The organism is Flavobacterium aquiphilum, assembly GCF_027111335.1.
Taxonomy (GTDB): Bacteria; Bacteroidota; Bacteroidia; order Flavobacteriales; family Flavobacteriaceae; genus Flavobacterium; species Flavobacterium aquiphilum.
Genome location: NZ_CP114288.1, coordinates 2,975,242 through 3,002,218, shown reverse-complemented (window position 1 = coordinate 3,002,218; position 26,977 = coordinate 2,975,242). Strand labels below are relative to the sequence as shown.

General features: G+C 36.0%; 15 protein-coding genes. 12 read left to right on the top strand and 3 right to left on the bottom strand.

From position 1 onward, the window contains the following. Window positions 1-124: 124 nt before the first annotated feature. Complete coding sequence (locus OZP12_RS12335; protein WP_281225303.1) at window positions 125-1,780, bottom strand: UxaA family hydrolase; 1,656 nt, start codon at window positions 1,778-1,780, stop codon at window positions 125-127. A 521-nt stretch (window positions 1,781-2,301) separates the two neighbouring features. On the opposite strand from OZP12_RS12335, the gene OZP12_RS12330 reads away from it, so the two are divergent. The 12 genes from OZP12_RS12330 (at window position 2,302) to OZP12_RS12275 (ending at window position 23,890) form a co-directional block, all read left to right on the top strand. Beyond that, a complete protein-coding gene (locus tag OZP12_RS12330; protein WP_281225302.1) occupies window positions 2,302-3,750 on the top strand; it encodes an alpha-L-fucosidase in 1,449 nt (482 codons plus the stop codon). 83 nt (window positions 3,751-3,833) lie between these two features. Then, window positions 3,834-4,181 carry an L-rhamnose mutarotase gene (locus OZP12_RS12325; protein ID WP_281225301.1) on the top strand — a complete coding sequence of 116 codons (348 nt, stop codon included), beginning with the start codon at window positions 3,834-3,836 and terminating at the stop codon, window positions 4,179-4,181. 38 nt (window positions 4,182-4,219) lie between these two features. Continuing rightward, complete coding sequence (locus OZP12_RS12320) at window positions 4,220-4,999, top strand: L-fucose dehydrogenase (protein ID WP_281225299.1); 780 nt, start codon at window positions 4,220-4,222, stop codon at window positions 4,997-4,999. Window positions 5,000-5,027: 28 nt separating this feature from the next. Next, on the top strand, window positions 5,028-6,851 hold the full coding sequence (locus tag OZP12_RS12315) for a right-handed parallel beta-helix repeat-containing protein (RefSeq protein WP_281225298.1): 1,824 nt from the start codon (window positions 5,028-5,030) through the stop codon (window positions 6,849-6,851). A 47-nt stretch (window positions 6,852-6,898) separates the two neighbouring features. Next, the gene (gene galB, locus OZP12_RS12310) at window positions 6,899-9,454 is read left to right on the top strand and encodes a beta-galactosidase GalB (protein ID WP_281225297.1); all 2,556 of its coding nucleotides are present in this window, start codon (window positions 6,899-6,901) and stop codon (window positions 9,452-9,454) included. 20 nt (window positions 9,455-9,474) lie between these two features. Then, window positions 9,475-10,812, top strand: a complete 1,338-nt coding sequence (locus OZP12_RS12305) for an alpha-L-fucosidase (protein ID WP_281225296.1) — start codon at window positions 9,475-9,477, stop codon at window positions 10,810-10,812. 154 nt (window positions 10,813-10,966) lie between these two features. Then, window positions 10,967-13,636, top strand: a complete 2,670-nt coding sequence (locus OZP12_RS12300; protein ID WP_281225295.1) for a glycoside hydrolase family 3 C-terminal domain-containing protein — start codon at window positions 10,967-10,969, stop codon at window positions 13,634-13,636. A gap of 34 nt (window positions 13,637-13,670) precedes the next feature. Then, window positions 13,671-14,861, top strand: a complete 1,191-nt coding sequence (locus OZP12_RS12295; protein WP_281225294.1) for a peptide-N-glycosidase F-related protein — start codon at window positions 13,671-13,673, stop codon at window positions 14,859-14,861. Window positions 14,862-14,891: 30 nt separating this feature from the next. Then, window positions 14,892-17,141, top strand: a complete 2,250-nt coding sequence (locus tag OZP12_RS12290) for a family 20 glycosylhydrolase (RefSeq protein WP_281225293.1) — start codon at window positions 14,892-14,894, stop codon at window positions 17,139-17,141. Window positions 17,142-17,568: 427 nt separating this feature from the next. Next, on the top strand, window positions 17,569-18,582 hold the full coding sequence (locus tag OZP12_RS12285; protein ID WP_281225292.1) for a LacI family DNA-binding transcriptional regulator: 1,014 nt from the start codon (window positions 17,569-17,571) through the stop codon (window positions 18,580-18,582). Between the two features lie 369 nt (window positions 18,583-18,951). Further along, window positions 18,952-22,281: a SusC/RagA family TonB-linked outer membrane protein gene (locus OZP12_RS12280; RefSeq protein WP_281225291.1), complete on the top strand. Its 3,330-nt coding sequence runs from the start codon at window positions 18,952-18,954 to the stop codon at window positions 22,279-22,281. A gap of 31 nt (window positions 22,282-22,312) precedes the next feature. Continuing rightward, window positions 22,313-23,890, top strand: coding sequence for a SusD/RagB family nutrient-binding outer membrane lipoprotein (locus tag OZP12_RS12275; protein ID WP_281225290.1), 1,578 nt, complete (start codon window positions 22,313-22,315; stop codon window positions 23,888-23,890). Between the two features lie 522 nt (window positions 23,891-24,412). Here OZP12_RS12275 and OZP12_RS12270 read toward each other — a convergent pair. Then, complete coding sequence (locus tag OZP12_RS12270; protein WP_281225289.1) at window positions 24,413-25,381, bottom strand: M20/M25/M40 family metallo-hydrolase; 969 nt, start codon at window positions 25,379-25,381, stop codon at window positions 24,413-24,415. A gap of 115 nt (window positions 25,382-25,496) precedes the next feature. Continuing rightward, a complete protein-coding gene (locus OZP12_RS12265) occupies window positions 25,497-26,828 on the bottom strand; it encodes an alpha-L-fucosidase (RefSeq protein WP_281225288.1) in 1,332 nt (443 codons plus the stop codon). Window positions 26,829-26,977 lie beyond the last annotated feature (149 nt).

The following is a 26,977-nucleotide window of genomic DNA, read 5'->3' as shown; positions in this document are numbered from 1 at the left end:
AACTTTAGTTTAAAAGTTTGGTCTCAATCTAAACCAAAAACGATTTAGCTATTAAAGAAAAAAGATAGGCATCATAAAATCAGCCCACCTTTTCACTTAAAAAATAAAAAAAATATTTTTGGGTTTACAAAGAAACACCTCTTTTCCATGGAATAAAGTCATCCTGATTCAATTGTACCGCTTTTGGGAGAATTTCACCGCTTGCAACTTTGATGCAAAGTTCTAAAATATCTTCGCCCATTTCGGTGATTGTTTTTTCTCCTCTGATAACTGGTCCACAATCAATATCGATAATGTCTTTCATTTTAGTAGCTAAAACAGTATTAGTAGCAACCTTAATTACAGGACAAATTGGGTTTCCGGTTGGAGTACCCAATCCTGTTGTAAACAAAATCAAGTTAGCTCCAGACGATGCCTGACCCGTAGTAGCTTCTACGTCATTTCCTGGAGTGCATACTAAATTCAGTCCAGGTTTTGTTGCTAATTCTGTATAGTCCAAAACATCAACTACGGGTGAAGTTCCTCCTTTTTTGGCAGCTCCGGCACTTTTTATAGCATCGGTAATCAAACCGTCTTTGATGTTTCCGGGAGAAGGATTCATGAAGAAACCGGAACCAACTCTATGCGCCTGTTCGTCATATTCTTCCATTAGACGAATGAATTTATTTGCCAATTCTTCAGATTGGCAACGGTCAATCATATTCTGTTCCACTCCACACAATTCCGGGAATTCTGCCAACAAAACTTTTCCACCTAATGCAACAAGTAAATCGGCTGTGTAACCTACGGCAGGATTGGCAGATACACCACTGAATCCGTCGCTCCCACCGCATTTTACACCAATATTTAAATGATGCAATGGTTGTGCTGTTCTTTCAATTTCGTTTGCTTCTGATAAACCAATAAAAGTCGATTTAATTGCCTGTGCAATTAATTCTTCCTCGCTTACCATTTGTTGTTGCTCAAAAATATAAAGAGGCTTATCAAATTTTGGATTTTGTGCCTTTAAATCAGTAACAAAATTTTTGATTTGCAAATGTTGACATCCTAAACTCAATAGAGTAACTCCTGCAACATTTGGATGATTGGCGTAAGAAGCCAATAATTTACTTAAAGTTTCAGAATCCTGACGATTTCCGCCACAACCTCCTTGATGATTTAAGAATTTGATTCCGTCTATATTTTTAAAAACACGATTGCTTTTTGGGTTTGGGTTCAAATGAATATCTGCAGTCGCCAAATCTTCCCCGTTTTTGAAAGCGGTCAGTAAATCGTGAGTAAATTGATTGTATTTTGCAGTAACAGCATATCCTAGCTGATTGTAAAGCGCTTCTTTGATTACGTCAAGATTTCTGTTTTCACAAAAAACAGTTGGGATAAAAATCCAATAATTGGCAGTTCCTACGCTTCCGTCTTTACGTTTGTAACCGTTGAAAGTTCGGTTTTCGAATTTAGAAACATCAGGACTTGTCCATTGATAGTCTATTTTTCGATAAGCGTATGGATCTGCAGCGTGTTTAAGGTTGTCAGTTGTCATCAGGCTTCCTTTTGGAATGTCAAATTGTGCTTTTCCAACCAAGACACCGTACATCATCACTTCATCGCCAGTTTTTAGGTCGGTGGTGTAAAATTTATGCTTAGCCTTTACATCGTCCTGAAGGATATAGCTTTGCCCTTCAAAAGTTACTTCTGTACCTTTTGTCAAATCCACTAATGCTACAAGGGCATTGTCACTTGGATGCATTTTTACTACTAAACTTTTAGATTCGTTTACTGACATTGTTTATTTTGATTATGCTTTTTAAAAATATAATTAGCTTGATTTTGAAATTCAAAATTACATCTTAATCAATTTAGCGATTGACTCGATTTTATCCATATTTAGCTATTATTTATCTTTAATTATTTTAAAACAAAGAGAGTGCAATAACTGAATACGTTTATCTAATTAAGAGTGATATAATCTATTGTCTTTTAGTCTTCATCAGAATTTATGGCATGCTTTTTATTTTTTTACATTAAATAATCAAATAGAAGTAATGGTTAATATATTGTTGTTTTTTGCCTTCAAATGTTAAGATAATAATTGCTTATATAATGATAATTTTGAGTTAATAAGTTTCTTTTTAATACAATAATTTTATTTTTTCAGATGGTACTCCTAAAAATTTAAAACGTTTTAGTTGTTGATAGTGATGTTTACTGAAAAAACTACTATAACGTTTTCTTAAAAATACTTATTGAAATAAATAAAAAGAAAGTCATTATATATAAGACAACGGATAAAAAAGTTTTCCACTTATGAAAAATAAAATAAAACTAGTTTTGGTACTCTGTTGTTTTGCAACAGTTACTTTGTCTCATGCGCAAGGGGACATCATGCCTGAAAACGAAAAAACACCGTATGACTCTTATGTAGGTCCAAAAGACAAGGCTGTAAAAGAAAATTTAGCCAAATGGCAGGATTATAAATTTGGGGTTTTGATTCATATGGGGTTGTATAGCCAATTAGGAATTTGCGAGTCCTGGGGATTGGCTCCCGAAGATTGGGTAACGCGCAACGGTTATGATGATTACGATTCGTTTGCTTCAGATTATCGTAGGGCACGTTTCAGTTTGAATCCGATACATTTGGATTCTGAAAAATGGGCAAAAATGTTCAAAAGTGCTGGAGTAAAGTATTTGATTTTTACATCCAAGCACCATGATGGTTTTTGTATGTATGATTCGAAATTTACAGATTTCAAAATTACCAATCCGAATTTGCCATACGCCAAAAATCCAAATGCCGATGTGCTGAAAAATGTTTTAGACGCTTCGCGAAAAGAAGGTCTGTCAGTTGGGATTTATTTCTCGAAACCGGACTGGACTTCTCAGGATTTTTGGTGGAAATATTATCCTCCAAAAGACAGGAATCCGAATTACAGCATCAAAGCTTATCCTGAGAAATGGCAAAGTTTTGTAAAATACAGTCAAAATCAGTTGGATGAATTGACGACTAACTATGGAAAGGTTGATATTCTTTGGCTTGATGGTGGATGGGTTCGTCCAGTATCTAATGTAAAGGAAAGTGAAGGAAAGAAAGGCCGTCAGGATTTAGATATCAATATGAAACTCATCGCGGAAACTGCACGTAAAAAACAACCGGGACTAATTGTAGTGGATCGTTGGGTGCCGGGCGATTACGAGGATTATTTGACTCCTGAGCGAAAAGTGCTTGAAAAACCAATTCCAGTGCCTTGGGAAAGTTGTGTTACCCTTGGAAATGATTGGGGTTGGGTACCAAATGATAAATATAAATCAGGTAAAGAAGTGATTCAGTTGCTGACTGGAATTGTTGCCAAAGGAGGGAATTTATTGTTAGGCGTTGGTCCTGATGGAAAAGGAGAATTCGAACCAAAAATCAAACAGACTTTGGCCGAAGTTGGTAAATGGCTTGACGTAAACGGAGATGCTATTTATGCCACAAAACCAATTGCACCTTATTCTGAGGGTAATTTATTTTATACTTCAAAAGGAGAAAAAACAGTTTTCGGAATTTATATTCCAACTGAGAATGAAAAAGAACTTCCTTCACAAATCGTCATAAAAAACAGTTTGAAAGGGAAATTGAATGTTACACTTTTGGCAAATAAACAAAAACTGAATTATAAATACGTAAACGGCGGGATTAGTGTTACGATTCCTAATTCATTGAGAACAGAAATGGCAAAACAAGCTGGTACAGTTATAAAAATAAGTGCACAGTAAAAGGCTTTTCTTTTGAATGGTTATTAATCAGGCAATTATTAACTTTAAACCATAAACAATTAACTAAAACAAATTAACAAAGAATGATAACTCAAAAATATTGTCTTGCATTAGATTTGATTGAAGATCCAATACTAATGGAAGAATACAAAAAAATGCACGAGAAAATTTGGCCGGAAATCACAAAAAGTATCATCGGTTCAGGAATTGAAAACCTTGATATTTATTGTGTTGGAAACAGAATGTTTATGATTATTGAGGCCAATGAAACTTTTTCATTCGAAAGAAAAGGGGAAATGGATGCCAATAATCCAAAGGTTCAGGAATGGGAAGAATTGATGTGGAAATATCAAAAAGCTTTGCCTTGGACTAAGGAAGGTGAAAAGTGGATGATGATGGATAAAATATTTGACTTGCATCAAAACGGTTAAGCATTTTGTAAAATAGAATTTTAAAAAAAATATAAAAGATGAATCTTAATTTAAAAGATAAAATTGTAATTGTTACTGGAGGAGCAAAGGGAATCGGGCTTGGAATTTGTAAAGTTCTGGCTTCGGAGGGAGCTATTCCTGTAATCGTGGGTAGAGTTGATGCAGACAATCAAATCGCTATCAAAGAAATAGAAGCTGAAGGAGGAAAGGCTTTGTCTGTTGTAGCTGAACTTACTCATCCGGACGATTGCAAGAGAGCCGTTGATCAGGTAATTGCAATGTGTGGACGAATCGATGGTTTAGTCAACAATGCAGGTGTAAATGACGGTGTGGGTCTAGAAAGTGGTGATTATGAAAAATTTGTTGCTTCGGTTCACAAAAACTTGGTGCATTACTATTTGATGGCGCAACACGCTTTGCCTGAATTGAAAAAAACGAAAGGCTCAATCGTAAACATTGGTTCTAAAACCGCTGATACCGGACAAGGAAACACTTCGGCTTATGCTGCTTCAAACGGAGGACGTAACGCTTTAACCCGCGAATGGGCTGTTGAATTATTGAAATACGGAATCCGTGTAAACGCTGTAATCGTGGCCGAATGTTATACACCATTATATGACAAATGGATTAAAACACTTGAAAACCCGGAAGAAAAATTAAAAGAGATTACATCCAAAATTCCGTTTGAAAACCGAATGACAACTGCCGAAGAAATAGCAAACATGACGGTGTTTTTATTGTCTGACAAATCGAGCCACACCACAGGTCAATTGATTTATGTTGATGGAGGTTATACTCATTTGGATCGCGCACTGTAAGTTTTAATTAAAAAATAAATAGCCTAAAATGAATTTTTCCAAAGCAAAAGTTTTACTTTTTTTATTACTTCTAATCACTTTTAGCGTTTCAGCACAGATTGCCGATACGATTAAAGTGTCGCAATTTGGCGTGAAATCTAATAGCTATTTGAATGCAAGTAAAGGAATTCGACAAGCTTTGGAAAAATGCAAAGGCAAACAAAATGTTGTCCTTCAATTACCGGGTGGACGAATTGATTTATGGCCTGAAGATGCTGTTAAAAAGGAAATTTATATTTCGAATTCAACCGAAAGTGATACGTTATCAAAAGTAAAAAATATTGGCTTTTTCTTTGACTATTTGAAGAATGTGACTTTGGATGGAAATAATACTTTGGTGATTTTACATGGAAAAATGGTTTCGTTTGCATTGTTTAATTGCCAAAATATTCAAATTAAAAATGTCCAATTCGACTACGAAAGGCCAACGATGTCTGAATTAACAATCACTTCGGTTTCGCCAACGGCAATCAAAATGAAAATTCATCCCGATTCAAGATATTTTATTGAAAACGGGAAAATTGGATTTTATGGCGAAGGGTGGAAAAGCAATTCACATCATACCATTTCTTTGGATCCGAAAAACGATTTGATGCGTTACTCTTCATTTGAACTTTTTTTAAAAGCAAAAGCTAAAACGATTCAGGAAGAAAAAAGAACAGTTTTGTTTGAGGGGGATTTTGCAAAAGCAAATTATAAAGTGGGTGATGTGCTTTCGATTCGTGATACCTACAGAGATAATTGCGGTGGATTTATTACTTTGAGCAAAGATATTGTCCTATCTAATGTAAAGATGCATTTTATGCACGGATTGGGAATCGTTTCTCAATTTGCCGAAAATATTACACTTTCAAAAGTTATTGTTGCTCCTCGTGAAGATTCAGGTCGTGTGATTTCGTCATTTGCAGATTGTTTTCATTTTTCAGGCTGCAAAGGAAAAATCTTGGTTGACGGTTGCAAGACTTCTGGCTCTCATGACGACCCAATTAACGTTCATGGGACTCATTTGAAAATTTCTGAAATAACAGCTGATAAAAAAATAAAGGTGCAATTCATGCATCATCAAACTTATGGTTTTGAAGCTTTTTTTGCAGGAGACAGTATCAGTTTTGTAAGCCCACAAACTTTAAAACCAATTATTTTAGGTAAATTGAAGTCGGCAAAATTGATCGGAAAAAAAGAAATGGAATTGGTTTTGGACGGGCAAATTTCGGATAAAGTAAATGTTGGAGATGTTATCGAGAACATAACTTGGACTCCGGAAGTGACCATTCGAAATTCAAGATTCGAGCGTACAAATACCAGAGGATTATTGATAACGACACGCCGAAAAGTTTTAATAGAAAACAACATTTTTTACCGGACAGGAATGCACGCCATCCTGATTGCAAATGATGCTTCGAGTTGGTTTGAGTCTGGCCCGGTGAAAGATGTTACGATTCGGAACAACACTTTTGAGGAATGTGCCTATAATTCAGGAACGATCATCAATATAGCACCGGAAAATCATGAATTGGTGAGTGGTTATTATGTACATCGTAACATTCGTATTGAAAATAACCTTTTCAAAATATTCGACAAGTCAATTTTGTCGGCTCGTTCTACAGATGGTTTGGTTTTTGTGAATAATACAATTAATCCATCTGATTTGCTTCCTGCGGGTTCCAATGAAAATTCGTTTACACTCACTGCTTGTAACAATGTAATTATCAAAAAGAATCATTTTAATACGAGTTGGAAGCCGAAAATTGCCACATCCAAAATGACTAAAAAGCAAGTCAAAACCGATATAAAAGATTTGAATATTAAATAATGATTTTAGTTCGAAAAATATCAAAACCAAAACAAAAAAACAAAAAAATGAATAAGAACAAAAAGATGTTTTCTCTGAAGAATTGCCTTTCTCTGATAGTTTGTTTGATGATTGGATTTTCAGTGTTTTCTCAAAACGCGACGATAAAGAGGATGGGGGCGACGGATACTCAGTCATTCGACAATAACTGGCTTTTTTCAAGATTTGGTCTTCAAGCTGACGGTTTGGTCAAGCAAGAACCTAAAGATTTGGAAGCCATTTCTACCAATGAATCCAATTGGGAAAAATTGAATTTGCCACACGATTGGGCAATCAAAGGACCATTCAGAATTGAATTGAGAGGGGAAACCGGGAAATTGCCATGGAAAGGAATTGGTTGGTACCGAAAACATTTTAATGTTCCTGCATCCGACTCAGGAAAACAAATTTTTGTTGATTTTGATGGTGCTATGGCAAATGCCAAAGTTTATTTGAACGGAAATTACGTTGGAACCTGGCCTTATGGTTATAATTCTTTCCGAATGAATTTGACTCCTTTTTTGAAATTCGGACAGGAAAATATTTTAGCTGTTCGTTTGGATACTGAAAACTGGGATTCGCGTTGGTATCCGGGAGCTGGAATTTATCGCCACGTTTGGTTGGTAAAAACAAATCCGGTGCATGTTGGACATTGGGGAACGTACATCACGACTCCGAATGTTACCAAAGAAGCAGCCGATATTCGAATGATTGTGAATGTTGATAATGCCTCGAATCAAACTGTAAAAGCAGTAGTTACAACCGATTTATATGAAATGGATGTCAATGATGTGGCCAAATTAAAAGTGGGTTCATTAATTCCTTCAACGTTTGAAATTAAGCCAAATGAAACCGGAAGATCAGAGGCTCATTCGGTTTTGAATAATCCAAAATTATGGGATCTAAAAACTCCAAATCGCTACTTGGCGCAAACGAAAGTTACTGTTGACGGAAAAGTGGTTGATACCTACAATACTCCTTTTGGAGTTCGTACTATTGAGTTTACACCAAGAAACGGATTCCTTCTAAACGGAAAAAGAGTTGAAATTTTCGGAACATGTAATCACCATGACTTGGGGGCTTTGGGTGCTGCTATTAATACTTCGGCATTAAAAAGACAACTAAAAATGTTGAAAGAAATGGGATGTAATTCGTTACGTACTTCACATAACCCACCGGCTCCGGAATTATTAGAATTGGCTGATAAGATGGGATTCCTGGTTTGGGATGAAGCTTTTGACGCATGGAAAAATGGCAAGAAAAAACTAGATTATAATGTGATTTTTGACGAATGGCATGAAAAAGATTTAATGGCTTTGGTTCACAGGGACAGAAACCATCCTTCGGTGTTTATTTGGTCAATTGGAAATGAAGTTCCGGATCAGCAAAATGTTCCGCTGACTAAGCATTTGGCCGATATTGTGAGAAGAGAAGATCCAACTCGACCTGTTTCGAACGGATATAACGATCCTGATGGTGGACGAGCTTCGGGCGCTGTGGTCGGATTGGATATTATGGGAGTTAACTATTTTTTCAGCCAACAACCAAAATGGGATGTTGATCCAAGATATGAGAAAAAACCAACGATTGGAAGTGAAACCGCATCAACGGTGAGCTCTCGTGGCGAATATTTCTTTGATGATAAATACAATAAAACTACATGGCAAATTTCGTCTTATGACGATGCTTTCCCAGGTTGGGGATGCTCTCCGGATACACAATTCCGCACCAATGCACAATTTCCACATTTATTGGGAGAATATGTTTGGACCGGATTTGATTATTTGGGTGAACCAACACCTTATAATTCTGATGAAACCAATTTGTTGAACTTTAGAACAGATCCTTTAAAACAAGCTGAATTACAAACCAAACTTGAGGAGTTGCAAAAAAACAATCCGCCTTCGAGAAGCAGTTATTTTGGAATAATCGATTTGGCTGGTTTCCCAAAAGACCGTTATTATATTTATAAATCGCATTGGAGACCGGATGTTCCGACAGCTCATATTCTTCCGCACTGGAATTGGAGTGAGCGTGTTGGAAAAGTTGTTCCTGTTCATGTATATACTTCGGGGGATGAAGGCGAATTATTTCTTAACGGAAAAAGTCTTGGAAGAAAGAAAATGGTAGCCGGAAAAGATTTTCGTCTGACTTGGGACAATGTAATTTACACACCGGGCGAACTGAAAGTGGTGTGTTATAAAAAAGGAAAACAATGGGCTACTGACGTGGTTAAAACTACTGGAGAAGCTACAAAACTAAAAATGTCAGCCGATAGAAACGAAATCCTTGCTGACGATGCAGATTTGGCTTTTGTTACTGTTGATATTACCGATAAAAACGGTTTGGTTGTGCCTCGTTCCAATCCAACAGTGAAGTTTTCAGTTGAAGGAGCGGGGGAAATTGTGGCAACAGATAACGGTGATGCAACAAGTTTTGTTCCGTTTCAAAGTCATGAACGACCTGCTTATAACGGAAAAGTTTTAGTGATCGTAAAAGCGAAAAAAGATCAGAAAGGACAATTTACAGTGAAAGCGGAAAGCAACGGGTTACAAGCCGCTTCGACAGTTATCAAAATAAAATAGAAACATAAAATTTATAATGAATGATAAAGAAATTAATAGTAGCGGCTCTTTTCGTTGGAACTTCAATAGTAGGCAATGCGCAAAATAAAATTGCGGCGAAGGATATTGCCGACAAGATGAAATGGTTTGAGGATGCGAAGTTGGGTATCTTCATTCATGCAGGAATTTATTCAGTTGCCGATGTTTCGGAATCCTGGAGTTTTCATAACGGAAACATTTCGGTGGATGATTATATGAAACAGCAAAAAAGCTACACTTTGAGTAAATATGACCCTGCTGCTTGGGCACAAATGATTAAAGATTGTGGCGCAAGATATTGTGTTATCACTACGAAACATCATGACGGAGTAGCGATGTATGATACCAAATTGGGTAAATTGAGTTCGGTTAAAACCTGTGCTGCCAAAAAAGACATGATTAAACCTTTCTTTGAAGAACTTCGCAAAAGAGACGTAAAATGTGGCGCTTATTTCTCATTAATCGATTGGACACATGATGATTATCCTGGATTTTTGAAAGATAAAGCGCGTTATGATATCAAAAAGGAACCTGCTCGTTGGGAGCGTTTTCAAAAATTCTTTCAAGGACAAATTAAAGAAATCTCAGATTGGTATAATCCTGATTTGTGGTGGTTTGATGGAGATTGGGAACACAGCGCCGAAGAGTGGCAAGCTGAAAAAACTCGTAAAATGATGTTGGACAGAAACCCAAATACCATCATCAATGGTCGTTTGCAAGGGTATGGTGATTATGATACACCTGAGCAAAATTTCCCTGTTGTACGTCCAGCTTTCAAATGGTGGGAATTGTGTATGACTATGAACGAAAACTGGGGGTACCGTGTGAGCGACAACAACTGGAAAACGCCTTATGAAATCATTACCATTTTTGTGGACGCGGTTTCTAACGGTGGAAATTTATTATTAGACATTGGACCAAAACCTGATGGAACTTATCCTGAGCAAGTTGTTTCTACTTTGAAAGAATTAGGAGATTGGAACAAAAGGAATGGTGAAGGAATTTTTGGGACTATTCCAGGAATTGCACAAGGGCATTTCTATGGGCCAACAACATTGTCGAAAGATTCAAAAACACTTTATTTATTTGTTCATGGGAAAACTTCAGGACAGGTTATGCTAAAAGGATTGGATAATAAAATTCAGGATATTACAGTTTTGGGTTCTAACGTGAAATTGACTCATAAAGTAGTTGGTAAAATTTCCTGGAGCGCTGTTCCTGGTTTGGTTTATATTGATTTACCGGAAACTGCTGTTGACAAATATGTGACTTGTATAAAAGTAACATTGGATAAGCCAATTAAATTATACAGAGGCCAAGGTGGTTTCTTGACTAATTAATAAACTATGAAAATGACATTTTCATTTTTGAGGATGTCATTTTTTTATAAAATCCATTTAAACGATTTAGATAAAAGAAAAAATCTTACCTAACACTATTTTATTGATTTTTTGATAAATAAAAATATGCTGTAAGATAGCTAATATCAAAACGATGAAAAAAAATACACTTTTACTTTGTTTGTTTTTGGGGAGCCAATTATTGTTTTCTCAAAAAACGCCGAAATATAAAAATCCAAAATTGCCTGTAGAAGAGCGAGTTCAGGATTTATTGTTCCAAATGACACCCGAAGAAAAATTTTGGCAGATGTATATGATTCCCGGTGACTTGTCTGACGGTGCAGATAACTACAAAAACGGAATTTTCGGCTTTCAGGTAAGCGCCAAAGGAAGTACCGATGCGGGTAACCAAATTTTAGATTACAGCGCAGCAAGTAATGCTCAGGAAACAGTAAAATTGATCAACAAAATTCAAAAACATTTTATAGAAAACACGCGTCTTGGTATCCCGATTATTGCTTTTGACGAAGCTTTGCACGGATTGGTAAGAGATGGGGCTACTGCTTTCCCTCAATCTATTTCATTGGCGGCAACATTTGATCCAGCTTTGGTAAAAAGAGTTTCAACAGCGATTGCATTGGAATCAAAAAGTCGCGGAATCCGCCAGATTTTATCGCCAGTTGTAAACCTCGCTTCGGATGTTCGTTGGGGGCGTGTTGAGGAAACCTATGGTGAAGATCCTTTTCTTTCTTCAAAAATGGGAGTCGCTTACGTGTCGTCTTTTGAAGAAAGGGGAGTAATAACAACACCTAAACATTTTCTGGCAAATAGTGGGGATGGGGGACGAGACAGTTACCCGATTGATTACAACGAACGTTATCTGGAAGAATATCAGTTTCCGCCTTTCAGGGCTTGTTTTACCGAAGGAGGAAGTCGAAGTGTAATGACTTCGTACAATACCGTAAACGGAAGTCCTTGTACTGCCAACGATTGGCTATTGAACAAAAAACTCAAAGGGGAAATGAATTTTAAAGGATTCATTATTTCGGATGCTAATGCTGTAGGGGGAGGGAATATACTTCATTATACTGCCAAAGATTATCCGCAATCAGGAGCAAATGCAATTAATAATGGTCTGGATGTTATTTTTCAAACGGCCTATGAGCATTATAAATTATTTCAACCACCTTTCCTTGATGGAAGAATTGATAGAAAAAATATTGATGAATCTGTTACAAGAGTGTTACGATTGAAATTTGAATTGGGATTATTTGAACACCCGTATGCCGATGAAAAGGAAACGAATAAATGGAACGGAAATCCGGCTCACAAATTATTAGCCAGAGAAGCTGCCGAAAAAGGGATGGTTTTGCTGAAAAATGACAATAAAGTTTTGCCTTTGCAAAAAAACATAAAATCAATCGCTTTAATTGGTCACGATATTACTGAAGCCCGATTGGGTGGTTACAGCGGCCCCGGAAATGGAAAAGTGAGTATTCTTGACGGAATTAAAGGTAAATTAGGAAAATCGGTTTCGATTAATCTAGCCGAAGGTGTTGCCAGGAGAAGCATAGAATATGTTCCGGTTCCTTCTTCAAATTTATTTACTGTTGAAAAAGGTAAAGTGATAAATGGATTGTCTGCAGAATATTTCAATAATGTGCAATTGAGTGGAAGTCCTGCTTTGTCACGATTGGACAATGCGATAAATTTTGATTGGACTTTGTATTCACCGGATCAGGAGAAAATCAATTACGATTTTTATTCGGCTAAATGGAGCGGAAAAATAAAATCACCCGTAACAGGAACGTACAAAGTTGGCTTTGAAGGCAATGACGGTTACCGTTTGTATTTGAATGGAAAACTAATCATTGATAACTGGAAAAGCCAAACCTATTCCACAAAATTGGTTGATTTTAATTTTGAAAAAGATAAAGAATACGATATTAGAGTTGAGTTTTTTGAGTCTCAAGGTTATGCCAAGTTCAAATTAGTTTGGAATATTGGCGTAAATAATGATTGGCAAAGAAAAATTGATGATGCAGTGGCGGCAGCCAAAAAATCGGATGTGGCAGTGATTGCTGCCGGAATTGAGGAGGGCGAGTTCAATGACAGAGCTTATCTGGGATTGTTAGGCCATCAGGAAGAATTGATAAATGCTGTTGCTGCAACAGGAAAACCGGTTGTTGTGCTTTTGGTTGGAGGAAGTGCAATCACGATGAATAATTGGATTAACAATGTTCCTGCAATTTTGGATGTATGGTATCCGGGGGAAGACGGAGGAAATGCTGTGGCAAATATTCTTTTTGGGGACAAAAATCCTGCAGGACGTTTACCAATTACCTTTCCCGTTTTTGAAGGACAATTGCCATTGGTGTACAATCATAAGCCAACAGGACGTTCTGATGATTATACGAATTTAAACGGTGCTCCTTTATTTCCTTTCGGTTACGGATTGAGTTATTCGACTTTTGAATACAGCAATATACATTTTGATAAAAAGCAAATTGGAAAATCAGAAACCACAAAAGTGTATTGTTCCATAAAAAACACAAGTAATGTTGATGGTGAAGAAGTGGTTCAATTGTACGTAAGAGATCTTTTGGTATCTATTGCACAGCCTATTAAACAAATGAAAGGTTTTCAAAGAATTTCCCTAAAAGCCGGAGAATCAAAAGAAATTTCATTTGAAATAAATAAAGAAACACTTCAGATATTGAACGGTGACATGAAATGGGTGGTTGAACCAGGCGATTTCAGAATTATGATTGGAGCTTCTTCAAGAGATATTAAGTTGAGGGATATCTTAACGGTTACAGAATAGATTTTAAAATAGGTTGACATAAATACAAACAATAATGAAAAAAATAATTTTTGCAATGCTACTTTCAGCTTTGTTTTTTTGCAATAATGTAAAAGCACAAAAGATTGAAATATTCGATCGGATACGGGTAAATCAAGACGATAGCCGAAAGGATTTTTCAACCGACAATAACGGAAATATTTACTACGGTGGAGGCCAGTATGTGTTTAAAAAAGTAACTTTCCCTAAACAAAAACTGAATACCAAAGCCGAAATCAGTGTTACAGTGATTTCTGGTGGAGATCGTTACGATCGTGCCGGTTCAATTTATGTACTTCCTGTGGATAAAAACAATTCGCTTGAGGATGTGGTGAAAAATAAAAAGTTTACATCAAATGAATTTAGCAAAATTAAAACTATTGTACCTGAAGGAAATTTTGGTCCAACGGTAGAATTGATGCGTTTTATGACGACTTTCGGTGTTGGTTATTTCAGTAACGATTCTTTACAACGCAAACCGGTTTATATTCCGTATTGGGAAAAAGAAGTGAAATGGAAAGAAGATATTTCGCAATTCACGACTTTATTGCAAGGTGAAGTTTGGATTGGCGTACACATTGGGAATTATACCAAAGGCGGGCATATTGTAAGTGCTTCTATCAATCTTATGCCAAGCGAATTGAGCTGTGATGTTGCTAAAAATAGGGTAATTGTACCGCTATTAAATACCGATCCTTTTGGTCCAAACCAAGGGAATGATGAACTTTTTGCTTACAAAGATTTTCAGGTTGAATTTAATTTGCCGAAAGGAGCCAAAAATCCAAAATTATATTACATCACTACAGGTCACGGTGGTCACAGTGAAGGAGATGAGTTTGTTAAAAAACAGAATATTGTAAAAATTGATGATAAAAAAGTAATCGATTTTATTCCGTGGCGCGATGACTGTGCCAGTTTCCGCCGATTCAATCCAGGAACCGGTGTTTGGTTGAAAAAGCGCGTGGCTCCCTATATACAAGACGATAAAGGAACTTACACGACCAAAGAAATTGAAGAGCCTATTGCCAGCAGCGATTTAAGCCGCTCAAACTGGTGTCCGGGAAGTAATGTTCAGCCCATGATTGTTCCGCTTGACTTGAAAGATGGAAAGCATACAATAATTTTCAGTATTCCCGAAGCTCAAAAAAATGCAAACGGCACTTCAAACCACTGGATGGTGAGTTCGTATCTCGTTTACGAACTTTAGAATAAAGAAATATTCATAAAATAATACTAAATGAAAAAAGCATTTTTACTTTTATTGTTGCCATTCCTTTGTATGTCTCAAACTCCATACCGAGTTTCTATAATTCCGAAACCTCAAAGTATAACGTATAGTGAGGGCGGATTTACGTTAAAAAACGGTTCAACTGTCGCAGTAACCGATGCAAGACTTGCATCATTGGCAAATTATCTTGTGGCAACCATCGGAAAAGAAAACGGCTTGGATTTGAAAATTTCAAAAGATATTAAAGCTGATATCACACTTTCATTGGGCTACAAAAATGAAAAACTGGAAGCTTACAAAATGGAGGTTTCAAATAATGGAATTGCAATTGTCGGAGCTTCTCCTGCAGGTGTTTTGATGTCGGTTGCGACTTTGCAACAATTGATTCCTGTTGGTGTAAGTCAAACTAAAGTACAATTTTTGAAAATTGAAGATTTTCCAAAATACAGTTACAGAGGAGCACATTTGGACGTGAGTCGTCATTTTTATAGTGAAAATGAAGTGAAACATTTTTTGGATTTGATGGCGAGATACAAGTTGAATAAATTTCACTGGCATTTGACGGACGATCAGGGGTGGAGAATAGAAATCAAAAAATATCCATTGCTGACCGAAAAAGGCGCTTGGCGCAAATTGAATAATCAGGACAGGGATTGTATCAAATTGAGTAAAGAACAGGATAACAGCGATTTCAAATTGCCTAAAGAACATTTAAAAATTGTCGAAAATGATACACTTTACGGTGGATTTTACACTCAGGAACAAATTAAAAATGTGGTAAAATATGCAAAAGAGCGAGGTATTGATGTTTTGCCAGAAATCGATATGCCAGGGCATTTTATGGCTGCAATTATTGGTTATCCATATCTTTCCTGTAAAGGTGGCGCACATATGGGAACTACCTTTTCAGACCCATTATGCGTTGGAAATCCGCAATCGTTGAAATTAGCAAAAGATATTTATACCGAAGTTGCCGGTTTATTCCCTTATGAATACATGCATTTGGGTGCTGATGAAGTAGAAAGAACCAATTGGAAAGAATGCCCTAAATGTCAGGCTAAGGTAAAAAAGGAACATTTGAAAGGTGTTGAGGAACTACAGGCGTGGTTTGTTCACGATATGGAAAAGCATTTCAATAAGTTAGGCAAGAAATTAATTGGTTGGGATGAAATTTTAGACGGCGGCCTATCGCCAACAGCGACAATTATGTGGTGGAGAAATTGGGCTCCAAAAGCAATTCCAACTGCTACTGAACAAGGAAATAAAGCGATTTCAAGTCCTTGTTTCGAAATGTATTTCGATTTAACGGAAGGGCCAACTTCTCTGGAATCGGCTTATATGTTTGAGCCATTGAAAGGGCTTTCGCCAAAGCAATCCAATAATGTGATTGGTATTCAGGGGAATCTTTGGACTGAAACGGTTCCTACGGTTCGTCGTGCCGAACATCAATATTTTCCACGATTTTTTGCCCTTTCAGAAGGGGCATGGAATGGAGGAAAGCGCAATTGGGAAGAATTTAGAAGCCGAGTGGTAAACGAAATCGAATATCTTGATGCCAAGAAAATTAATTACCGTGTTCCAAACTTGACAGGTTTCAACGATTTAAATGTATTTACTGAAAATGAAGCGGTAAATGTAAATTGTATTTTACCCAATATTACGGTTCGATATACTACAGATGGTTCCATTCCGCAAGCAAATTCAACAAAATATATTGCTCCATTTACGGTGTCTGAAACTACAAAGTTTAATTTTAGATCGTTTCGTCCTGATGGAAGTGGATCAGAAGTTTACAAAGCAGAATTTAGAAAAGAAAGTTATTCAAATGCTTATTCGGGAACTTTCGCTGGAGACGGAATTGTCGTAAAAGAATACGATTCTAAATCGAAAAAATGTGCCGACATCAAAAACAGCAATTTGGTCAAAGAATCCAAGGCTGATACTATGGAAATGCCAGTGGATTTCAAAGGTTTTGCGGGGTTGATTTTTGAAGGATATTTTGAAGTTAAAGCTGATGGCGTTTACACTTTTGAATTGGCTTCGAATGATGGTTCGATGTTATATGTTGACGGTGCAATGGTAATCGATAATGACGGACCACACGGAAACAAAGCCAAAACAGGGCAAAAAGCGTTGGCAAAAGGCTGGCACAAAATGGCAGCAGAATATTTTGATTTGGATTCCGGAGGGAATTTTTCAGTGAAAATGAAATCGACTGAGGAAAAAGGTTTTTCTGTGATGAGTCATTTTAAAAATTAAAATATTCTCAGTCAAAATTAAAAGTTTGTATCTGTTTTGTAGAATAGTTATTTTAAATTGATATCTCTAGGAAATTTTATTAATAATAAAATACGGCTACTAATTTTTTAGAAATAAATAGATTGATCGATAAGCAATTAGAATAAGTAAGAAAGATATTCTTATTTTAAATTTTTGTTAAAAATTATTAAGTGTATTTTTCTGTGATTTTGGTTGGGTGTTATTTTTTTATTGCGAATAATTCAAAATGTACAGTAATATTTGATACTGTTTTTAAAGCATTAGTGTTAAATACTTAAACATTATGTTAAAATGTTAAAAGGTTATTTTTTGTTAAAAAAAAATCACTAAAACGTTTTTGTAAATCGTTTTATTCTATATATTTGTTAATAATAATTTAACAGAGTTTAAGACAGAATTAACTTTTATGGGTAAAATGATCACAATCAAGGATATCGCCAAAGCGGCAAACGTATCGGTAACAACTGTTTCGTTTGTTTTGAATGATAAAGGTGAGAAGATGGGGATAAGTGCCGAAGTGATCAAAAAAGTTCTTAAAGTTGCTGAGGAAATGAAATACAAACCCAATATGATCGCCAGCAGTTTACGTACTGGTAAGACCCGATCTATTGGACTTATTGTTGAAGATATCTCAAACCAATTTTTTTCTGAATTGGCAAGAGTTATTGAAAGAGAGGCAATTCAATTAAATTATAGAGTATTTTATTGTAGCACAGGAGGAGACGATGCTCGCGCTGTTGAACTGGTAGATAGTTTGTTGCAGGCAAATGTTGATGGTTTTATAATTACTCCTACAGTGCAAATGAAATCTACAATTGACAGATTGATTGATTTAAAACGTCCGGTTGTGTTAATCGACCGATATTTTGAGGATCAAAACGTTAGTCACGTAGTACTTGATAATTTGGATGGAGGGCACACTGCCACACGCTTTCTTTTAGAAAAAGGATTTAAAAAAATTGGATTTGTTACTAATTTACGAGAATTGGTTCAGATGCAATTGAGAAAACAAGGTTATATAGATGCTTTGAACGAAGTTGGATTATATGATAAATCAAGAATATTGGAATTAGATTATCATATTACAGAAGAAGAACGAATTGAAAAGATTTGTGATTTTTTGAGTACAGTAACCGATATTGATGCAGTTTTGTTTAGCACCAATTATTTGTTATTAGCAGGTTTACAAGCATTTAAAAAATTAGGTTTACAAATACCTAAAGACAAAGCAGTAATCAGTTTTGATGATCACGATAGTTTTAGGCTGCACTCGCCCTCGATAACTGTAATGTCGCAGCCTATTGAAGAAATGGGGAAGAAAACTGTTCGATTACTTATGATGCAGATGGATGATATTACCAAATTTAAAGTCCAGAAGGAAAAGAAAAAAGGAAACTTAATTATAAGAGAATCGGTTTAACACGATTAAGTTTTTTTAATTATTATTAAAACGTTTTAGCATAATTTTATTGAAAGTACCAAAATAGAATCTTTATCTTTTTTTTAAAATATTAACTACAACGTTGTAGTTGGTTTTTAAATAAAAGAGTTCTTTAATATAATACTATTATTAAATTGTACTAAAACGATTCAGTAAAACATGAAACAAATTAAATCAATAGTAAACAAAAAAAGAATTGCGTATGATATAAAAGAAAAAAGATAGTATTAAGGGAAACTAATTATTGTCAAAACTCAACAAAAACGGGCAATAAGTAGTTGAAGGACTCGGTTAAGAAACTACCCCTTCAATTTTAAAATCAAAACAAAACAAAACCAATAAAAAATTATGAGAAAACTGTTATATGAAGCACTATTAGTTTTTCTAGTGGTGTTGTGCTTTCAGAACGCGAATGCACAAAATAAGACAATCTCCGGAGTGATTACGGACAATACAGATATGCCGGTTGCGGGAGTTACTGTTAAGGAAAAAGGCACAAAAGAAGGAGCAATTACTGATTTTGACGGACACTTTAAAATTTCAGTAAAAGAAGGAGCAACTCTTGTTGTAAGTTCAGTTGGATTCAAAACTGTTGAAGTAAAAGCAGCTGAAGGTGTCAAAATCAAATTATCTACTGCTACAAACGAATTAGAAGGAGTTACTGTTACTGCGTTAGGACAATCCAAAAAGAACAAATCGATTGGTTATGCTACAAGCGTTGTAAAATCTGAGGCTATTGTAAAAACAGGTTCACCTACAATTGCTAACTCTTTGTATGGTAAAGCACCTGGGGTTCGTGTTAATTCTTCGCCTGGGGGTAATGGAGTAATTAATATCACTATTCGTGGGCTTAACTCTATTAAAGGTAAAACGAATCCACTTATCGTTTTAGATGGTGTGCCAATTCGTGACGGAGAAGCAAAAAATAATAACTATTGGGATGATTCCCGCGTGAGAAACAATGGATTGGCAGATATTAATCCGGAAGATATTGATAATATCTCTATCCTTAAGGGAGCTTCTGCTGCTGCATTATACGGTTCTGAGGCTGTAAATGGGGTTGTTTTGATTACTTCTAAATCAGGTAAAGGGAAAAAAGGCTTAGGTGTAGATTTTAGTACTAGTTATGCAGTTAATAAGATTGCATACCTACCAAGATTTCAATATGAAAGAGGTCCTGGGTATTCAAATAATAATTATGCTTCGTCAGGATATGTTCTTCCTGATGGTTTTGCTCATTATGATACCAATGGTGATGGTGTTGCTGATACGAGAGGTGTTTCAGGAGCAAGTCAATCAAATTTTGGTCAGTGGTTCGACGGTCAGCCTATTATGTCCTGGGATGGTGTAGTTCGCCCATATTCGGCTCAAAAAGACGGATACAAAAATATGTTCCAGAATTCTTGGGATGGGCTAACAAACATTGCCCTTTCTAACAATACTGAAAATAGCTCTATCCGTTTTTCTTATACTCATAATGAGTCACAAGCGTTGACTATGGGAAATATGAATAAGAAAAACACACTTAATTTGAATACATCATTTAATACTGGTAAATATTCGAAAACAGATGTGATTGTGAGTTATATGAATCAAAATATTCATAATCGTGCAATTCTTATGGATAGATTGATAAATAACTTTGGTGGAATGATGAGTCCTTTTGACAACGGTGACTGGTACAAAGCAAAATACAAAACTAGTTTAGGTTATAAATATGTAACAGGTACAGATCAAAGTTTGACTCCAAGTGAAAACATCATCCGTAATGGTTTCAAAGGTGATATTGGTGATTATTTTTGGAATACGAATGAAAATTCAAGTGATGAAATTACAAACCGTTTGATTGCGAGTGTTACGGAAACGCTAACTATTTATAAAGATTTGAAAGTGCGTGGACGTGTTTCAACTGATTTAACCTCACAGAATACTGAAAATAAAAATCCAGTAGAAAAACCTATACTTTATGGAACTGGACCTGGTTCTTTTTCAATGATGTCAAATGATTACAATGTTCTTTACGGAGAAGGGATGTTGATTTACAACAAAAAAATTAATGAAGATTTCGAGGTGGGAGCTCAAGCGGGATATAATACAACTAAAGAAACTTTTTCTTCTTTGACGAGATCAACTGATGGAGGTTTAAGTGTTGAAGGCTGGTACGACATGAATGCCTCAGTTAATACTCCTACAAGTAAATCTAGTAGATCTACACTTGTAAAAGATGCTATATTCGGAACTATCAACGGAAGCTATAAAAATTACCTGTTTCTTGAAGGAACTATAAGAAAGGATCGTACTTCTACAATGCACCCTGATAACAATGCTTTTACTTATCCTTCAGTAAACTCTTCTTTCATATTGTCTGAAGCAGTTAAATTACCAGAAGTAATCAGTTATGCAAAATTACGTGGTTCTTGGGGAATTGTGGGTAACTATCCTGAAATTTATCAGTCTAATGTAGCTTTTAATCAAACTACATTAGGAAATCAGGGGACAACTACTCCGGTACTTATTACTACTTCAAATGCATCTTATGGAAACGAAGGTATTAAACCGGAGATGAAAAATGAGTTTGAGTTTGGTTTCGAAACTAAATTCTTTGACAGAAGGTTGGGATTGGATTTCTCTTACTACAACGCAAAAGTTAAAGATCAAATTTTGCCATTATCGTTAGCACCTACTACTGGAGCAACTAATATTTTGGCCAACGTAGGTGATTTAAGCAACCAAGGTATTGAAATCGCGTTAACAGGTTCTCCAATAAGAACTGAGGATTTTTCTTGGGATATTACTTTGAACTGGGCTAAAAATACAAATAAAATTGAAAAATTAGCTAACGGTGCAACCGAGTATTTACACGCTGACTATGATGGATCTGCAGCTCAATTAAAATCTGTTGTAGGTGATCCTATGGGAGGTATCTATGCTCACCCTGTAAAAACTGATGCTAATGGTAATAAAATGGTTGATAGTGATGGTTTCTATATGATTGATGGGGAAAAATGGGAGAAGTATGGAACTGCTACAGCTAAAGGGGTTGGAGGTTTATTGAACTCGTTTACGTATAAAGATTTTACTTTGGATGTTAATATTGATTATTCTTACGGAGGTTACTTGATGCCAACGGGTATCAACTGGATGACTGCCAGAGGGTTAACAGAATTAAGTTTGAACGCTAGTACTAATGATCGCGGAGGTTTAACTTACTATATGGATGCTAGTGGTAATGGAGTTCAAGTTCCAAATAGTGCTACAGCAGGGCCAACAGGCCAAGTATTGTATAGAGATGGTATGTTGATGGACGGTGTGACAGCTGATGGTAAGCAAAACACTAACGTTGTCTCTCAGGCAGGTTATTATAATATGACTTACAACTGGGGTGGTCCTCAATACAGTAGCTCACGTTATGAATTGTATATCGTGAAAAACGATTACATCAAAATGAGAGAAATATCATTGTCTTATAATATGCCAAAGGCTTGGGCTAGCAAGATTGGTGCTACTAAATTAAGTTTTTCAGCTTTTGGACGTAATTTATTCTATATCTACAGAACTATTAAGGATATGGATACCGAGGGAACTGTAGCGGGTACTAGATGGGATCAAAACGTGAACAATGCTGGATTGACTCCATCTACTAGAAGTTTTGGATTAATGATGAGAGCCTCTTTCTAATTTGATAAAACATAATTTAAAAAAAAGTAACATGAAAAAATTATTATATATATCACTGGCAAGCTTAGCTGTTTTCTTTGGCTCTTGTTCGCAAGACGAGTTTGCGGATGCTTATAGAGATCCTTCTACGGTTACAACAACAACTGTTCCTAAACAGTTTGCCGGTTTCATGAAGATCAACTATGAGGATGTAATTCCGTCATATTGGAACTATTTTACAGTTTTAAGATCGACTTCTTTAACATACACTCAGGCGCATGGATTTACAAATACACCCGGACGTTATATTCCAGGTGCTGCTACAGTTTATAGATGGGATAGATATTACAGGTTTATTACCCAATATAGAGAGTTAGAGAAAGTTATGGCTTCGTTACCTGCAGCAGAACAGGCTGATAACAGGATTTTTACCATTGCTTCGACTATTTATTTATTCGATCATACATCAAAAATGATTGACAACTTTGGAGATATTCCTTTCTCTGAAGCTGGTAAAATCAGTATGACGGGTGGTGCTTACTCTAATGCATTGGCTAAGTATGATAATCAGACAGAGCTTTATACAATGATGTTGGATCAATTGAAAGCTTTTTCGACTGAATTGAATACCATTACTCTATCTGCTAAGGTTAACACAGAATTCAAAAATCAAGACTTAATTAATAAGGGAGATTTGGTAATGTGGAAAAATTATTGTAATTCTTTACGTTTGAAATTATTGAACAGAGTTTCTGCTGTTCCTGCTTTTACAGCAAGAGCAAATACTGAAATGGCTGCAATTATTGCTGAAGGAAAACTAGTTGATGAAAATTCAGAAAATATTGCATTCAGAGTTTATAATCAAAATTCTGATACAGGATTGAATAGTTCTGGATTTCAGGATGCTTTAGAATCTTGGCCCAATAATATTGCTCCAAAAGCAATGATTGATCATATGAATACGAATCTTGACCCTCGTAAGCCTTGGTTGTTTGAACCAGGAGCTAACGCATCAGGAGTTTATACAGGACTTGATCCAGCGATCGCTTCATCGGCATCTCAGGATTTATTAATCACTGATGGTAAACTTGCAATCTATAATCGTTCTGTAATCAGTAGAAACAAATGGTTACCTGGAACATTGATTAATGCTGCTGAAGTTAACTTGATTCTTGCAGAGTACTATTCAAGAAGTGGTAACGCTGCTACGGCAAAAACTCATTTCGAGAAAGCAATCAGACAATCAATAGAGTATTATGTGAGATTAGGTGATAAAGCTGATGTTGTTACTTGGAAACCTGCTGTAGAGCCTACAGCAGCTGAAATCGATGCTTATATTCTTAAAATTAATTTTGCTGGAGCTTTAACACCTGCTGCTCAATTACAGTTGATTGCTTTCCAAAAGTATATTCACTATAACATAATGCAAGCTGACGAGTCTTGGGCTGAACAAAGAAGATTAAAACTTCCAGCTTTAACATTCTTGGATGACGAGACTAGTAGCATTAGAAAAACACCGCCAACTCGCTGGACATATCCAGGTTCTGAGAGTGTTTATAACACTGCTAATTACAATGCTGTTAAAGCAAATGATAATTTGAGTACTAAAATTTTCTGGGACGTAAAGTAATTGGTTTTTTTTAGTTAATATTTTTTGTTAGTAATGGGCAAACCCCGGACTCGAGTTAATTCTTGAGACGGGGTTTTCTTTATATAAAGCGAGAAAATATTGTTTGATGAAATATCTAAAGTTATGGGGTGTATGTAATCTGCCTTGTATGTTATTCTAATTGCTATTACGAAACAAGATGAACGTTAAAATTAAACTGGAGCAAAAGCAACAAAACACTTTCTGGAAAAGTCACAGTTGTTGAAGGAGAACCTTTTAAGATCGTAATCGCAACCAACAATTGGAAAAATGTAAAAATCAATACTGATGCCGCTTCTTTTAAATGGGAAAACCATCCCGACAGCGATGTATTGAAAGTTTTAGTTCTGGAAAATCCAACCTCCAAAGATGTAAAATGGTCGGTTTCGTTTAAGAAATAAGTCTTAAAGTTGGAAGGAAAAGCGCGAGATTTATTTCTTGCGCTTTTTTTAGTACAGTAACCATTCTGTTTCCATTTCCTTTGGAGAGGGGCGGTGTGAGGATTTAATTTTGCTTTATAAAAGTCAATGGTTGCTCATAGTTAGCAATCGCAATCAAAGCATTGCAAATATATTGACAAACTAAAACAGCTCCTTTACTGTTAATTAAAGTAGAATCGTCTTCGGGCGTGTGGTATTGCGGATGTCCGCCTGTATGTAACCCAACTGCCGAAATGTCATTTTTATAGAAAGTAACATGATCTGATCCTCCAACATCACCAGCAAAAACAATAGGATTCAATCCACTGCCTTCACCTAGTTTTTTCATCAGTTCAACTCCTCCGGGAAAGGTACCAGCACCTCCCATATAGAGTTCTTTTTTGTCGTTCAATCGGCCAACCATATCCATGTTGATCATTACTTTTACTGAATTTTTATCAACTGGTAGATGATTTACAAAATATTTGGATCCTAATAATCCTTCTTCTTCACCACTAAACGAAATAAAAATAATGCTTCTTTTGGTAGTAATCTTTTTATTATGGAATTCCTCCAAAATCGACAGCAATGCCGAAACTCCCGAAGCATTGTCATCGGCACCGTTATGAATGGCCAGAGTGTCTTTTTTCTTGCTGCCAGAACCTGTTCCGCCCCAACCCCAGTGATCATAATGCGCACCAATGACGATGAATTCCTTTTTTAGGTTTTCATCCGAACCTTCGATAAAACCTACCACATTTTGCGTAGCTACGCTATCCGATTTCATCTTATTGATATTCGGTTTTATAAAAACCTTGAATGGCTGATAATAATCGTTGTTTAATTTTTTCAACCCGAATTTCTTAAAGTGTTTTTTGATGTAAGCTGCTGCTTCATTGTTACCTTTTGTTCCAACAAGACGGCCTTCCAGTTTATCCGAAGCCAGATAGGTATCGTGTTTCATGAATTTTTCCGCAGAAAATGTCGATTGCGCAGTTCCTTTTTCAGTTGCTAATAGCGCTATCACTGAAAAGAAAAGAATTTTTTTAAGCATGATTTGAGATTTGTTATGTTTTAACCGTTATGTTTTTTTTTACCATTAAGATATTAAGTTTATAAAGAAGCAAACTTAAATTTCTTTAATATCTTAATGGTTTAAAAATAAAAGACTATTGCATTTCCATTTCGATAATCGTATCAATCGGGTCAATTTTTGCACCATCCAAATACACAAAAGTTCCTTCCGGTTGTTGTTTGAATTTCAGTTCTTTTTTTCCGTCCATCAAATAGCATTTTTTGATTTTTTGTTTCATTTCCGGGATAAAAATATAACCATTTTGTTTTGGAGCGTTGATGATGTGCGCAAACCAATTTTTGTCTTTGGCAGTAAATACTCCCCAATCTTGGGTTTTCATTATGCCGCCTCTGGTTCCGTAAATGCTATTTCCGTTTTTCTCCATCCAAGTTCCCATTTCTTTCAGAGTAGTCACAAATTCAGGTTGAATTGTCCCGTCAGCCATAGGACCAACATTCAAAAGGAAATTTGCATTCATACTGGCAGCATTTATCATATAATGCAGTAGATCCTTCGTCGACTTGTATTTCCGGTCGTTGATATTAAACCCCCAGGAATTGTTCATTGTTTCGCAGGTTTCCAGTGGTAATTGAGAAACCGATTGCCCTCCAAAACCAGATGTGTTTCCACCTGGCAAGTCTTTTTCAAATGCCTGAAAATCTTCTCCAGGAAGGGGAGTGAGGTGATGATTATTCGAAATCATGCAGTTGGGTTGCAACGAGTGAATCAATTTGTAGATTTCATCATAATGCCAATTCACTTTTGAGAGTAATGTTTTGTCTGTGTCATTATCCAATTGGTCCCAATGCCCGTCAAACCAAATTCCGCTAATTTCACCGTAATTGCTCAATAATTCAGTTAATTGTCCTTTCATAAAGCGAATGTAGCTGTCCCAGTCACTTTTTTGGGTTCTGCCTGTTCCTTTTCCAGTTTTTCCGGTTTCGTATTGATAATCGGTTCTTGTCCAGTCTAAAAGCGAATAATAGCAAAATAATTTGATGCCTTGTTTGTGGCATTCGTCAGCCAATTCTTTTAATAAATCTCTTTTAAAATGCGTATTGGTAATTTTCCAATCGGATAATTTGGTGTCAAAATTGCTAAAACCATCGTGGTGACGTGTCGTGAAAGTGATGTATTTCATTCCCGCCGATTTTGCAATTCCTACCCATTTTTTAGCATCAAAATCTTGCGGATTGAACACATTAATAAGTCTTCCGTATTCAGTAACCTTGATGTTTTGGTTATTCATCACCCATTCGCCGTTACCCAAAACACTGTAAGGTCCAAAGTGAATAAACATTCCGAATTTATCGTCTTGAAAAGCGGCTCTATTTTTCAAATTCCCCTCAGTAGGCGCGTATGTTTGCGCCAGAATTCCCATCCAATTCATTGATAGGAATAGTAAACAAAGTGCTGTTTTTTTCATTCTATTTAGAGTTTAGTTAGTTTAAATTTTTTTGAAGCAGAAACAATTGGCTTTTTTGCCAGCATGGTTCCCGCTATTCACTACAATCTTGCGGGCTGAACCCCAGCCCACAAGGATTTTCGTTTCTATCGGGGCTGAAAGGCAACATT

Bases quoted from the DNA above. Each gene is read 5' to 3' on its own strand.
- OZP12_RS12300 (WP_281225295.1), top strand. From the start codon at position 10,967: ATGAAAAAAAATACACTTTTACTTTGTTTGTTTTTGGGGAGCCAATTA.
- OZP12_RS12320 (WP_281225299.1), top strand. From the start codon at position 4,220: ATGAATCTTAATTTAAAAGATAAAATTGTAATTGTTACTGGAGGAGCA.
- OZP12_RS12265 (WP_281225288.1), bottom strand. From the start codon at position 26,828: ATGAAAAAAACAGCACTTTGTTTACTATTCCTATCAATGAATTGGATG.
- OZP12_RS12330 (WP_281225302.1), top strand. From the start codon at position 2,302: ATGAAAAATAAAATAAAACTAGTTTTGGTACTCTGTTGTTTTGCAACA.
- OZP12_RS12280 (WP_281225291.1), top strand. From the start codon at position 18,952: ATGAGAAAACTGTTATATGAAGCACTATTAGTTTTTCTAGTGGTGTTG.
- OZP12_RS12305 (WP_281225296.1), top strand. From the start codon at position 9,475: ATGATAAAGAAATTAATAGTAGCGGCTCTTTTCGTTGGAACTTCAATA.
- OZP12_RS12275 (WP_281225290.1), top strand. From the start codon at position 22,313: ATGAAAAAATTATTATATATATCACTGGCAAGCTTAGCTGTTTTCTTT.
- OZP12_RS12285 (WP_281225292.1), top strand. From the start codon at position 17,569: ATGGGTAAAATGATCACAATCAAGGATATCGCCAAAGCGGCAAACGTA.
- OZP12_RS12315 (WP_281225298.1), top strand. From the start codon at position 5,028: ATGAATTTTTCCAAAGCAAAAGTTTTACTTTTTTTATTACTTCTAATC.
- OZP12_RS12295 (WP_281225294.1), top strand. From the start codon at position 13,671: ATGAAAAAAATAATTTTTGCAATGCTACTTTCAGCTTTGTTTTTTTGC.
- OZP12_RS12270 (WP_281225289.1), bottom strand. From the start codon at position 25,381: ATGCTTAAAAAAATTCTTTTCTTTTCAGTGATAGCGCTATTAGCAACT.
- OZP12_RS12290 (WP_281225293.1), top strand. From the start codon at position 14,892: ATGAAAAAAGCATTTTTACTTTTATTGTTGCCATTCCTTTGTATGTCT.
- galB (WP_281225297.1), top strand. From the start codon at position 6,899: ATGAATAAGAACAAAAAGATGTTTTCTCTGAAGAATTGCCTTTCTCTG.
- OZP12_RS12325 (WP_281225301.1), top strand. From the start codon at position 3,834: ATGATAACTCAAAAATATTGTCTTGCATTAGATTTGATTGAAGATCCA.
- OZP12_RS12335 (WP_281225303.1), bottom strand. From the start codon at position 1,780: ATGTCAGTAAACGAATCTAAAAGTTTAGTAGTAAAAATGCATCCAAGT.